We start from the raw sequence: 11,905 nt of genomic DNA on the forward strand, positions 1-11,905 counted from the left end.
TAAGCGCGAGGTCGTCGCCTGAAGTTGTTGCCTATGTTCCGCCGATGGAACAATCAGGCCTTGTGAGGAACATCAATCTGATCTCTAGCCTGATGAACCCCTCCGGCTGAGGGTGCTCATAAATGTCGGCTCACCGACGTAAAGCGGAAGTCACCCACCTTGAGCGTGATCTGCGGCTTGTGACACCTAGCGGACATCAGCAAACGGGCTGGTGTCGAACCGGCGAACTTCAGCGGCGAAGGCCGCGATGCTGGCAGCCCAGATGAGCGCAAATCCGAGCAGTACCCATTTGAAGTCCGAGTTGATCATAACGTTGACGGCCGCCATCCAGCCTATCGAGACCACACCTGCAACAATAGCACCAGCCAGCGCCAAAGTACTTCGTTGGCGAAAAGCCGTCATGGCTAGAGTGAGCGTAAGCACACCCGTCGCCATCACGTAGCCGCCCATTACGTTGAATACGTGTGCAAGCCACCTTGCCAACCTTGGACCAATCGATTCCAGCTCGACAGGCGTAAGGTTCATGTAGCGGATGTCCTCCGGCAGCAGCGCAGGCCGAAGGAAAAGGAAATACCCGCCGACACCGATCAGGATGATTCCGGAAAGCCCCAGAAGGATTGACGAAGCAGACCAGCCGAATTCTTTGCTGCGCATAGGGCGCTCCCAAATTCAGCCGTGGTGATGGCCCCCAGCTCCTCGACGCCTACCGTGCATGAAAAAATGCATAAGCGGACAAGCCAAAAGGGGCAGCCAAAGCAGAGCACCGAGTACATGAGCCTGATGCTGGGTGAACAGGAGCGCTCCGGAGATTGCCGCGATGACGGCAAGCCCCATAACGATGAGGGAATTGCGCGACAAGCCCCGGCGTGCGCCGGACTGATCGTGAACATGGTCCGGCAAGGTCATCGCGGCATCCTCAAGACGGCACCATTGCCTGATTGCCCTGTTGCCAACAGGACCAAAACCAAACTCGCAGGTTTCGCATGAAAGCCCTTGATGCAAATCAAACGTCGGGTCCCGCAACGGTCGGCAACCGCAGTTGATGTGGGTCAAATCGCGATTTCAAGAAGCTGGTTTGATGGCGGTCTTTCCCGGTTTCAAGATGATTACCGTCGGCAGCTTCATGTACGGCCTTGCAGCCAGCATGATCTACGGGTGGGCAGTTGCGATCATCTACGTCTTCTTCTTCAATCTTTGGCCGCAACTCCTTCCTGCTGTTATTAGACCGCGAGCGGTGCATCGCACCTGAAGCGGGCACCAGAAACTACCGCCGTCTCCCGCGAACATTCCGCCCGCCTGCTATGGCAACGATAGCCATCCGCGGATCATGGCAATCTGCCCCGGCATGAAAAAACCCGCGCCGGATTGCTCCGCGCGGGTGAACTTTCGATGCTCCCATTCTGCCAGTGTTTTGCCCGACGAGTCAAAGCTGAACTGCGCGACGGGCAGGGATGTATCGGTCCAAACGCCTATTTGGCACAACCAAAATGGCTAACGATTTCAATGCTAACGCTACTGTGCATGGGGTTGTTTTTCGACTTTTTGTTTTCGCGTCGCCGAAGCTGCGCGCCTCAGCGCCGTCCCCGCGGTGCTTCCGCCTTGGCGGGCGGCTCGGTTTGCGGTCCGCAGCTCGCGGCCGCGAGCGAGCCTTGCGCCTGCGGCATCAGGCCAGGCTCGGGGGCGAGCGCCTTCATCACGATCAGGCCGGTGGTGCTGGGGGAATCGATGATCAGGCGGTCGGCCGCGGTGATCTCTTCGTCCTCGGGCAGCTCGTTGTGCTGCGGCTCTGTCATCAGGTCGAGCTCGATCACCTTCTTGCCGGCCGAACGGTCGTTGATGGCGTAATAGGCGATCTCGTTGCGGGTGTAGAACGACACCGAGGTGTAGGCCTGGCTGACGGGCACCGTCAGCTTGATCGGCCCGTTCGACAGATCGTAGCGGCAGATCGCGAGTGCAAAGGCCGGGTCCATGAACGGCATCGGCGAGGTCTGCGGATCGGCGAGCGGAAGCTGCGTGACGCCGTTGAGTTTCGTCATCGGCGTCAGCCGCGAATAGGCGTCCTGGGTCGCGATCCGTGGCAACGCCAGCACGCTGACGAGATGGACCACGAGGCCCAGCACTACGCCGGCAACGATGGTGAACAACAGCCGGATCATGAGCAGCCCGCCGTCGTGATCGTGGGCATTGGTGCGTCGCGCTGGGTGCGTGTGGCAACGCCGACCGGAGTGTCGTAGAGCCGCAGCATCAGCGCGTAGCGTTCGATGCCGCCGGTCGGCAGCCAGTTGCCGGCGCGGGAGCGCGATGCGATGCGGATCTCGAACGAGCCGTCGGACTGCCGCACGATCTCCTGGCTGGTGAAGCCGTAGCGCTGCAGCGAATTCGGGACGAGATGACCCTTGCGGTCGTAGAGCGTCAGCGTCCAGAACCGTGCCGGCGGCGTCACGCCGGAGACCACGACGTCGCAGCGGCCGTCGAGCACCTTCTTCTTGTCATCGGCGGTCGCGGTGAAGGCGACGCCGTCGCCGGTGCCGATCGGCAGCTCGCCGTTGCGCACGATGGTGGCGCGCGAATAGGGATCGACGTCGGCGGTGCCGGTGCGCGGGCGCGCGGTCCACGGGCCGATGGTCAGCGCGCCGATCTCGGTGCCGCGCGTCGTCGTCATCCAAGTCGCGCCGACGCCCACCACGGTTGCGAGCAGAAGAGCCGTCAATGTGATCAGGATCAGCCGCACTTGTTTCGATCAGTTCTTGTTTCGATTAGTTCTTGCGCGGGGCGGATGCGTTCGCATTCTCTTCCGCGTAGTTCTGCGGGAAGGCGAGCGCGCTCGTGGACGATGCCGGTTTGGCTTGCTTGGGGTCGGTGGCGGCCGATTTGGTCGCGGTCCGGGCCGCGTCATCCAGCAGCTTCTCGACCCGCACCAAAACGTCAGCGCCGCGCTTGGTCAATACGGGCGGCGGACCGGGCTTAGTCTCCAGCACCTTCGGCGCCGCATTGGCCTGCGCGTTGGCGATCCGCTCGGGCGGCAGCTTCTGGCCCATGCCTATGCCGGCGATTTCCCGGACCTCGACGCCTTGATGCGCCGCGAGCATGATGTCGTGCCAGGTCTGCGCCGGCAGCGAGCCGCCGGTCATGCGGTTGGTCGGCGAATAGTCGTCATTGCCGTACCAGACCGCGCAGGTGAAATTGCCGGTGTAGCCGACGAACCAGGCGTCGCGATACGCATTGGTCGTGCCGGTCTTGCCCGCGGTCGGAATGCCGTCGAGGGCTGCGCGGCGCGCGGTGCCTTCGCTGACGACGTGGCTCATCATGCCGGCCATGTCGGCGGCCACGGAGGCGGGAATCGCCTGGCGCGGCTTCGGCCCGTCGCGGTCCCAGCGCCAGACCGGATCGCCCGCGCCGGTGCGCACTTCCAGCACGGAATGCGGCGTCACCGCCTTGCCGCGGTTGGGGAAGGTCGCGTACGCCACCGCGTGCTCGAGCACGGTAACTTCGTCCGAGCCGATCGGCAGCGACGGCGTGTCGGGCAGCGGCGCCTTGAGGCCGAAGCGGCGCGCGACCTCGACGATCTTGGCGCGGCCGATCTTGGCCGGGTTCGGCGCCTTCGGCTGCTCCTTCTGGCCGATCGCGATCGACAGCTTGACGGGTACAACGTTGATCGAGCGCGTGATCGCCTGAGTCAGCGTCACCGCGCCGGAATAGGAATGGCCATAGTTCTGCGGGCACCAATTGCCGATGCAGACCGGGCCGTCGACCACGATCGAATTCGGCGTGAAGCCGTTGAGGAGCGCGGTTGTGTAGACGTAAGGCTTGAACGACGAGCCCGGCTGGCGATAGGCGTCGGTGGCGCGGTTGAACTGGCTGGCACCGTAGTCGCGGCCGCCGACCATGGCGCGGATGCCGCCGTCGAGATCGGAGACGACGGTCGCGGCCTGCGTCGCGTGATAGTCGCGGCCGAACTGGCGCAGCTGGTTCTCGACCGCGTCTTCCGCCGCCTTCTGCACATTGGTGTCGATCGCGAGCCGGACCACGAAGACGCGCTCGGTGTAGGATTTTGGGAAGGTGTCGACCAGCTTGCGCATCTCGTCGAAGGCGTAGTCGAGATAATAATTCGGCGACGCCTCGTAGCGGCGGTCGACCGCGAAGGCGGGATTGCGGCGGGCGCCGAACACCTGGCCCTCGGTCATGAAGCCGGCGTCGACGAGGTTGTCGAGCACGACGTTGGCCCGGGCGCGGGCAGCGGGCAGGTTGATGTGGGGCGCGTATTTGGTCGGCGCCTTGAACAGGCCGGCGAGCATCGCGGCCTCGGCGAGCGTCACGTCGCGTGCCGACTTGTTGAAGTAGAAATGCGCGGCGCCGTCGACGCCGAAGGTGCCGCCGCCCATATAGGCGCGGTCGAGATACAGCTTGAGGATCTCGTTCTTGGTCAGTCGCCATTCCAGCCAGACCGCGAGGAAGGCTTCGTTGACCTTGCGCTCGATGGTGCGCTCGTTGCTCAGGAACAGGTTCTTGGCGAGCTGCTGGGTGATCGACGAGCCGCCCTGGCGGACGCCGCCGGCCTGGGCGTTGGTGACGAGCGCGCGTGCGGTGCCGGCGATGTCGATGCCGAAATGCTCGTAGAAGCGGCGGTCCTCGGTCGCGAGCGTCGCCTTGATCAGCACATCCGGAAAATCTTCCAGCGGGATCGAGTCGTTGTGCTTGATGCCGCGGCTGCCGATCGGGTTGCCGTAGCGGTCGAGGAAGGTCACCGCGAGGTCGGACTTCTTCAGCCAGTCCTCGTCCGCGGTCTCGCGGAAGGCCGGGATGGCGAGGGTCAGCATCACCACCAGGCCGCCGAGGCCGAGGGTCGCAGCTTCCGACAGCGGCTCGATGAACACCCAGCGCTTCCACCGCCCGACATAGAAGCGGTCCATGAAGGTCGAGTAGCGCTCGTAGAGCTCGCGGATGCCCTTGGCCGAGGAGAACAGCGAGGAGTCGATGCGCGCATCGAGATCCAGGAAGAAATTCCGGATCCGGGCCTTCCAATGCGGTGGTATGATCTGGCGCACCTAGAACCCTTGCGGCTTGGTTCGAAAGCGTTCAAGCACCCCGCCGGGGCGGCATCGAGACGTCTTGCGGGAGTGTTGCGGCAAACCCAAGGCGCCCGGCCAGCGACGGTGGGGACTTGCTGTTCCTTCTAGCCGAGCAGGGCCTATAAACCAATGGTCACGCTTGCGATTTTGAACAACAGGCCTAATTGACCCCGGTTCATTACGGGCCTCACGCGGGCGTCGCTTGCGGCCCCACGGCCGCACGCCCTAGATGGCACCAGCCGTAGCTCTTTCGAACTTTTGTTGAGGCGCATGACCGCAGCTCCCAAACGACCTTCAGGCCAGGAAGGATTCTTCTGGAAAACCAAGACGTTGGAAGAGATGTCGGGGCCCGAATGGGAAAGCCTGTGCGACGGCTGCGGCCGCTGCTGCCTGAACAAGCTCGAGGAAGATGGCACCGGCGACATCTATTTCACCCATGTCGGCTGCAAGCTGCTCGATGGAGTGACCTGCGGCTGCAAGGACTATGCGAATCGTTCCGACAAGGTTCCGGACTGCGTCCGCCTGACCCCGGCCAATGTCCGCACCCTGAACTGGCTGCCGCCGAGCTGCGGCTACAAGCTCGTGGCGGAAGGGCGCGACCTCTATTGGTGGCATCCGCTGGTGTCAGGCGATCCCAATACCGTGCATGAGGCCGGCGTCTCCGTACGCGGTCGGGTCGAAGGCAGCGAGGTGGAGATCCCGGACGATGAGCTCGAGAACCACATCGTGCAATGGCCGGCGCAGCTGCCGAAACGGGCCCGCCTGAAGCGACGTCCGAAGGACTGATCCGTCGCACCAGATAGATCACGTCTTCGGGATGGCCGTGGGGTGGGATGCTCCCATGCACCGCGGTGCCTGCCCGAGAAGAACTTTGCTGTCTACATTGGCTGCCTAGAACGAATCCTTCGCGGCGTTGGGCCGCCTCATGGCTTCCGATCGAGATGAACAAGTTCGAGCGGCAGAGCAGTTCTGCCGACACCCAAACATTGCCCGACGATATCGCCGAGGAATTGTCGCGCCTTTCGAGCGAGGTCTTGAGCGTCGACGACGCTCCCTCGCTCGCGCCGCCGGCGCCGCTGTCGCAGGACGAGGTCCGCACCATCGTCATCAGCCTGATGCTGACGATGTTTCTGGCAGCCCTCGACCAGACCATCGTCGCAACCGCGCTGCCGACCATTGGGCGCCAGTTCCACGACGTCTCCAATCTCTCCTGGGTCATCACCGCCTATCTGCTCGCCTCGACCGCAGTTGCGCCGGTATTCGGCACGCTCAGCGACATCTACGGACGCCGCGTGATGATCATCATCTCGCTCAGCCTGTTCGTCGCGGGCTCGGTGCTGTGTGCGATCGCGCCGAACCTGCCGATGCTGATTCTTGCACGCGGTCTCCAGGGGCTCGGTGGCGGCGGCATCATGCCTGTCGTGCAGACCGTGATCTCCGACGTCGTGAGCCCACGCGAGCGCGGCCAATATCAAGCCTATTTCTCCAGCGTCTGGATGGTCGGCGGCATTCTCGGCCCGGTCATCGGCGGCGTGTTCGCCGAGCATCTGCACTGGTCGATGATCTTCTGGATCAATGTGCCGCTCGCGGCCGCGGCGATCGCGCTGCTGCTGCCCAGGATGAAGAAGATTCCGGTGTTCCACCGCAAGCGCAAGGTCGACTGGCTCGGCGGCGTGCTGCTGATGGCCTCCGCCGTGGTCTTCATGCTGGTGCTGACCTGGGGCGGCACGCGCTTCCCGTGGCTCTCGCCAACCGTGCTTGCGATGGTGGGCGGCGCCGTCGCGCTCGCGGTCACCTTCGTGTGGCACGCACGCCGCGCGGACGAGCCGTTCCTGCCGCTGCCGCTGCTCGGAGGATCGGTTGTGCCGTTCGGGCTGACGGCCGGCGGTTGCGCGCTCGGTGCGATCACGGGCCTCACAGTGCAGCTGCCGCTCTATTACGAGGCGGTCTATCACCTCAGCGCCAGCGAAGCGGGCCTCGCGCTGATTCCGCTCGCGGCGGTCTCGACCTGCGGCGCGGCCATCGCCGGTCGCACCATGGCGCGGGCCAAGCACTACAAGCGGGTCGCCATCGTCGGAACGTCCTGGGCTGCGCTGTGCGGCCTCGGCCTCACGTTGACGACGTTGCCGCTCTGGGCACTGCTGACGCTGATGGCTGCGTTTGCGCTTGGCCTCGGCACCACCTTTCCGGTCTGCGTGGTCTCGGTGCAGAATTCGGTCGCCCGCCCGCAGATCGGCACCATCACGGGCGCGTTGAACTTCTTCCGCTCGCTGATGTCCTCGTTCACGGTCGCGGCGTTCGCGGCCATCCTGCTCATCGCGCTCGGTGCCGACGTTCCGCTCGCCGGCGAACATCACGGCGCTGTCAATGCGATTCCCGCCGATGACATGCGGCATGCGTTCCGCTACGTCTTCGGCGCCGCGACGGCGCTGATGGCCGGCGCCGCGCTCTGCCTGATCATGATGGAGGAGCGGCCGCTGGCCGGTCCGTCCGTCACGCAGCAGGTGGAGATGGCGGAGTAGGGGTTAGCCACCGCGATCGGGATCGTCGTCGCCATTGCCCGTCTTCCGCGCTTTCGCTGCGAGCTGCTGCTTGAGCCGTGCGAGCGCTTCGGCAGACCAATCGCCGACAGCTGTGACCGCGACCCAGCCATCGACGTAGTGTTCGGGTGCGTAGACATGGCCGAAACCCATCGGCGTGTTGGTTGCGACCGCCATATCGAGGGCGAGCTGCAGCATCGTCACGATAGGATACCATCGCAGCTCCGGTGATACGTCAGGCCCGCGCGGCGCATTCATCCAGGCCGGCGCCTGATAGGCATCGCGGTAGGCGAAGAATGTGATCGCGTCACTGGCGTATTGCAAATAGACCACGCGCATCGGGCCCCAGGGCGTATCCGGCGCCACCGTCGGCCCGTTCTGGTTCATGAAGCGCACGAAGCGGCCGTCGCGGAATTCCGGCAGCCAGGCCGGTGATCCTGGATTGCGGTTATCGGTAATCGAGCGCCAGATGCGGCTCTCGAATGGCGCTCCGCTCCATAGCGCGCCGGCGATGGGGTCGCCGATTGTCTCGAACAATTCTGCGGATTTTTCCGAGTTCATGGCACCGAGGCTGAGCCCGTGCAGATACAGCTTTGGCCGCTTGTCCTTGGGCAAGCTCGTCCAGTAGCCGTAGATTTCGGTGAACAGCGCACGCGAGGCCTCCACTCCGTATTCGGGCTGAAACAGCAGCGACAGCGGGCTATTGAGATAGGAATATTGCATCGCGACGCTCGCGACATCGCCATGATGGAGATATTCCACCGTATCCATCGCGGATGGATCGACCCAGCCGGTCCCGGTCGGTGTGACGACGATCAGGACCTTGCGTTCAAAGCCGTACTGGCGCTTGAGCTCGTCGAGCGCAAGCCTGGCGCGCGCCTGCGCCGTGTCGCGGCTGCCGAGGCCCACATAGACGCGCACGGGATTCTGCGCGGGCTGTCCCGAAACGGCCCTGATCTCCGTCGCGGTCGGGCCTGAGGCAATGAACCGGCGCCCCATGCGCCCGAGTTCCTGCCACTTCACCAGCGAGGCAGAACTTCCGGTTCGATCGTGGGCGGCCGGTTGCGGCCGCTCTGGCTCTTGCAGGGCGTCGAGTTCGCGGAAGGAGGAGTCGAGCGCATTGAACGCGGTCCGGACCAGGACGTTGCTGGCGATCGACCAGAACAGCAGGCCTGCGATCAGCACGCCGAGCACGTTGGCGACCTTCCGCGGAATGGCGTGCTTTATGCGCACGGCGAGGAAGCGGGCGACAAACACGAACAGCCGCCCCAGCACCAGCAGCACGGCGAACGTGATCAGGGCGATGACGCAGACCTTGAGCGGATGCGCGGTCTCGACCGGGGTCATCTTCATCACGGTGCGGATCGAATTCTGCCATTCGGCGGTTCGCCGCAGGAAGATAACGACGACCAGCAGGCAACCGGCCGTGACCAGCGCATTCGCAATCGATCTTGCCCGCGGCGAAGGTTCGGGCAATTCGAGATAATGCCACAGCTGGCGCCACAGCACGCCGGCGAAATAGCCGATCGCGAAACAGCCGCCGGCAAGCGCGCCTTGCGTGAGATAGCTCCGCGGAATCAGCGTCGGCGTCAGCGCGGCAGCAAAGAACAGAGCGCCCAGCATGAGGCCGACACCGGACAGCGAGAGCAATTGCCGTCGAACGAGCCAAGCCAGATTCGTCACGGCATCCTCCGGGCCAGTCTATCTCTTGTTCTTGTCTGAAAAGCTGCTCTGTCGCGGCAGCCAGATCGTGAATTCCGTGAACTTGCCCGGCTCCGTCGCGACGTCGATGGTGCCGCCGTGCTGCTTCACCACGATATCGTGGCTCATCGACAATCCGAGGCCGGTGCCTTCGCCGGCCGGCTTGGTGGTGAAGAACGGATCGAACATCTTTTCCTTCACCTCGTGCGGAATGCCGGTGCCGTTGTCGCGGATGCGGATCTCGATGCTGTCGCCGCGGTCGCGCGTTGCGGCGATCACCACCGGCTCGTAATCGGCGGCGCCGTCATCCGACTTGCGCTTGGCCACCGCGTGGAAGCCGTTCGAGATCAGGTTCAGCAGTACCCGGGTGATCTCCTGCGGAAACACTTCCGCTTGCCCGGCCGCCGGATCGAGTTCGCGCTTCAGCGTCACGTCGAACTGCGGCTTCTCGGCGCGGGCGCCGTGATAGGCAAGGTTGAGGCTCTCCTCGACCAGCGCGTTGATGTCGCTCAGCCGATGCTCGCCGCCGCCCTCGCGGGAATGCAGCAGCATGTTCTTGACGATGGAGTCGGCGCGCCTGCCATGCTGCACGATCTTCGCGAGATTGTCCTTCAACAGTCCGGTCAGCTCGTCGACCTCGCTGCGGACGTCGTCCGCGAGCGGGAGCGGCGCCAGCGTCTCGTTCAGCTCGTCGGTCAGCTCGGCGGAGAGCGATGCAAAATTGTTGACGAAGTTGAGCGGGTTCTTGATCTCGTGCGCAATGCCGGCGGTGAGCTGGCCGAGCGATGCCAGCTTCTCGGTCTGGACCAGCCGGTCCTGGGCAGCGCGCAAATCGTCGAGCGATTTGGCGAGGTCCCGGGTGCGATCCTGCACCTCGTTGAACAGGCGCGTGTTCTCGATGGCGATCACGGCCTGGTCGGCAAAGGTCTTGAGCAGGGCGATCGCCTTGTCCGGGAAGGGACCGGGCTCCGGCCGCGTCACGCCGATGGTGCCGATCGCGACGCCGTCGCGCAGCATCGGGATCACGAGGATGCTGCGATAACCTCGCGTCCGCGCCAGCTCTCTCATGGCGTCCGTAAGGTCGGGCTCGTTCTGCATGTCGCTGCGGAATGCGAACTCTCCGCTTCTTGCCACTCGGCTGTGAATGCCGGACGCCGATAGCGGCGCCGGGAACGAGCTGAGCAGCTCTTCGTTGCCGGCTTCGTTGTCGGTACTGAAGGCGGCGAGGTGGAGCAGGCCGTCGATGACGCGCGTGACGGTGGAGGAATGTCCGCCGACCAGGGACTTGGCGCTGTCGGAGATCGCCTGGAACACGGGTGTCACATCCGCGGGCGAGGCCGCAATCACCTTGAGGATGTCGGCGGTCGCGGTCTGCCGTTCCAGCGCTTCCCTCGTGGTGTTGAACAGGCTGACATTCTTGATCGCGATCACCGCCTGGTCTGCGAAGGTCTGCAACAGCCGCACATGATGCTCGCCGAACGCGCCGGTCGCGCGCCGCGTGGCGATGATGACGCCGATGGCCTGGCCGTCGCTCATTAAAGGCGCGAATAACATGCTGCGGTAGCCGCGGGCGCGCGCGATGTCCCGCGCCGCCGGTTCGACCTCGGTGTCGGGCAATTGCGCCGCCACACCACTGGCCACGAGCCGGTAGGGCGGGAACTGCGCGAATGGCACCGGGAACGAGGACTGCAGCACGCGATCGCCGGCCGGATCGGTCGGCGTGAACGCCGCAAGATGCGCGGCGCCGTCGATGTAGCGCAGGACTGCCGTGGAGAAGCCGCCGATCAGCCGGTTGGCGTTGGCGGCAATGGCGTCGAACACCGGCTGTACGTCGGAGGGTGAAGCGGCCATCACCTTCAGAATGTCGGCGGTGGCGGTCTGGCGTTCCAGCGTCTCGCGCGTCTCGTTGAACAGCCGCGCGTTCTCGATCGCAATCACCGCCTGGTCGGCAAAGGTCTGGAGCAGCTGCACGAGGTCGGCTGCGAACGCGCCGGGCTCGGCACGAGTTACGCTGATCATGCCGACTGGCGTCCCCCGATTCATCAGCGGCATGAACAGCACGCTGCGAAAGCCGCGCAGCCGCGCAAGGTTCCGGTTCAGCTCCGGGACCTCCGCGGCTTCGCTATCGGGAAACTGGATCGTCTCGCCGCCGCGCACCAGCGCGAAGGTCGGAAAGTCGGCAATCTTGCGCGGGAACGACGCCTTCAGCCCTTCGTCCGCCTCGGTGCTCGTTGGTGTGAACGCCACGAGGTGGAGCTCGTCATCGATGAACTGAAGCACGGTGGCGGAGAAGCCGCCGAGCAAACGCCGGGAGCTGGACGCGATCGCCTCGAAGACCGGCCGGGCATCGGACGGAGAGGCCGCGATGGTGCGCAGAATCCCGGCGCTGGCGCTTTGACGATCGCGCGCAATCGCGAGCTCACTGCGAAGCTGCGCGTTCTCGGCTGTGGCCGCCTGTAACAGGCGCTCAAGTTCCGCGATGTCGTTGGAAGGGGCGGTCATTCGCAATCCGGCTTGATGCCGGACAAGCGCGGCACCAGGGCGGATTATCACATCTCCTGCGGCCGGAGCCAGCGTCCGCGACAGCGAGTTTGC

The 11,905-nt window shown here is 64.4% G+C and carries 11 protein-coding genes; 4 read left to right on the forward strand and 7 right to left on the reverse strand.

Features of this window, described 5'->3' with window-relative positions; genetic code table 11:
• Positions 1-186 precede the first annotated feature (186 nt).
• Both ABIB80_RS11865 and ABIB80_RS11870 read right to left on the reverse strand, forming a co-directional pair.
• Positions 187-654 carry a hypothetical protein gene (locus ABIB80_RS11865; RefSeq protein WP_007593451.1) on the reverse strand — a complete coding sequence of 156 codons (468 nt, stop codon included), beginning with the start codon at positions 652-654 and terminating at the stop codon, positions 187-189.
• Between the two features lie 15 nt (positions 655-669).
• The gene (locus ABIB80_RS11870; protein ID WP_245286078.1) at positions 670-834 is read right to left on the reverse strand and encodes a DUF2933 domain-containing protein; all 165 of its coding nucleotides are present in this window, start codon (positions 832-834) and stop codon (positions 670-672) included.
• Between ABIB80_RS11870 and ABIB80_RS11875 the strand changes: the two genes are divergently transcribed.
• Both ABIB80_RS11875 and ABIB80_RS11880 read left to right on the forward strand, forming a co-directional pair.
• On the forward strand, positions 772-987 hold the full coding sequence (locus ABIB80_RS11875; RefSeq protein ID WP_245286123.1) for a hypothetical protein: 216 nt from the start codon (positions 772-774) through the stop codon (positions 985-987). The genes ABIB80_RS11870 and ABIB80_RS11875 overlap by 63 nt on opposite strands.
• 91 nt (positions 988-1,078) lie before the next feature.
• Positions 1,079-1,249, forward strand: a complete 171-nt coding sequence (locus ABIB80_RS11880) for a hypothetical protein (protein ID WP_007593448.1) — start codon at positions 1,079-1,081, stop codon at positions 1,247-1,249.
• A 322-nt stretch (positions 1,250-1,571) separates the two neighbouring features.
• On the opposite strand, the gene ABIB80_RS11885 is transcribed toward ABIB80_RS11880, so the two are convergent.
• The 3 genes from ABIB80_RS11885 to ABIB80_RS11895 are packed head-to-tail and all read right to left on the reverse strand — an operon-like array spanning position 1,572 to position 5,045.
• A complete protein-coding gene (locus tag ABIB80_RS11885) occupies positions 1,572-2,156 on the reverse strand; it encodes a DUF1254 domain-containing protein (protein WP_007593446.1) in 585 nt (194 codons plus the stop codon).
• Positions 2,153-2,731: a DUF1214 domain-containing protein gene (locus tag ABIB80_RS11890; RefSeq protein ID WP_007593444.1), complete on the reverse strand. Its 579-nt coding sequence runs from the start codon at positions 2,729-2,731 to the stop codon at positions 2,153-2,155. Before ABIB80_RS11890 ends, ABIB80_RS11885 begins: the two co-directional genes overlap by 4 nt.
• A 25-nt stretch (positions 2,732-2,756) precedes the next feature.
• Positions 2,757-5,045: a transglycosylase domain-containing protein gene (locus tag ABIB80_RS11895; RefSeq protein WP_027516951.1), complete on the reverse strand. Its 2,289-nt coding sequence runs from the start codon at positions 5,043-5,045 to the stop codon at positions 2,757-2,759.
• A 294-nt stretch (positions 5,046-5,339) separates the two neighbouring features.
• Between ABIB80_RS11895 and ABIB80_RS11900 the strand changes: the two genes are divergently transcribed.
• A complete protein-coding gene (locus tag ABIB80_RS11900) occupies positions 5,340-5,855 on the forward strand; it encodes a YcgN family cysteine cluster protein (protein ID WP_007593435.1) in 516 nt (171 codons plus the stop codon).
• Positions 5,856-6,010: 155 nt separating this feature from the next.
• Positions 6,011-7,591 (forward strand): MDR family MFS transporter, encoded by a 1,581-nt coding sequence (locus ABIB80_RS11905; protein WP_354127466.1) that lies wholly within the window; start codon positions 6,011-6,013, stop codon positions 7,589-7,591.
• A gap of 3 nt (positions 7,592-7,594) precedes the next feature.
• Here the strand turns inward: ABIB80_RS11905 and ABIB80_RS11910 are convergent, their stop codons facing one another.
• Both ABIB80_RS11910 and ABIB80_RS11915 read right to left on the reverse strand, forming a co-directional pair.
• Positions 7,595-9,232 carry an alpha/beta hydrolase gene (locus ABIB80_RS11910; RefSeq protein ID WP_354127617.1) on the reverse strand — a complete coding sequence of 546 codons (1,638 nt, stop codon included), beginning with the start codon at positions 9,230-9,232 and terminating at the stop codon, positions 7,595-7,597.
• Positions 9,233-9,310: 78 nt separating this feature from the next.
• On the reverse strand, positions 9,311-11,812 hold the full coding sequence (locus tag ABIB80_RS11915) for a GAF domain-containing sensor histidine kinase (RefSeq protein WP_354127467.1): 2,502 nt from the start codon (positions 11,810-11,812) through the stop codon (positions 9,311-9,313).
• Positions 11,813-11,905 lie beyond the last annotated feature (93 nt).

The organism is Bradyrhizobium sp. i1.15.2, from assembly GCF_040548425.1.
In the GTDB taxonomy this organism is placed as follows: Bacteria; Pseudomonadota; Alphaproteobacteria; order Rhizobiales; family Xanthobacteraceae; genus Bradyrhizobium; species Bradyrhizobium canariense.

What these genes read in the sequence shown, in the direction of transcription:
- ABIB80_RS11865 (WP_007593451.1), bottom strand. Translation starts at nt 654, where the DNA reads ATGCGCAGCAAAGAATTCGGCTGGTCTGCTTCGTCAATCCTTCTGGGG.
- ABIB80_RS11900 (WP_007593435.1), top strand. Translation starts at nt 5,340, where the DNA reads ATGACCGCAGCTCCCAAACGACCTTCAGGCCAGGAAGGATTCTTCTGG.
- ABIB80_RS11905 (WP_354127466.1), top strand. Translation starts at nt 6,011, where the DNA reads ATGAACAAGTTCGAGCGGCAGAGCAGTTCTGCCGACACCCAAACATTG.
- ABIB80_RS11875 (WP_245286123.1), top strand. Translation starts at nt 772, where the DNA reads ATGAGCCTGATGCTGGGTGAACAGGAGCGCTCCGGAGATTGCCGCGAT.
- ABIB80_RS11885 (WP_007593446.1), bottom strand. Translation starts at nt 2,156, where the DNA reads ATGATCCGGCTGTTGTTCACCATCGTTGCCGGCGTAGTGCTGGGCCTC.
- ABIB80_RS11915 (WP_354127467.1), bottom strand. Translation starts at nt 11,812, where the DNA reads ATGACCGCCCCTTCCAACGACATCGCGGAACTTGAGCGCCTGTTACAG.
- ABIB80_RS11910 (WP_354127617.1), bottom strand. Translation starts at nt 9,232, where the DNA reads ATGCTGGGCGCTCTGTTCTTTGCTGCCGCGCTGACGCCGACGCTGATT.
- ABIB80_RS11880 (WP_007593448.1), top strand. Translation starts at nt 1,079, where the DNA reads ATGGCGGTCTTTCCCGGTTTCAAGATGATTACCGTCGGCAGCTTCATG.
- ABIB80_RS11870 (WP_245286078.1), bottom strand. Translation starts at nt 834, where the DNA reads ATGGGGCTTGCCGTCATCGCGGCAATCTCCGGAGCGCTCCTGTTCACC.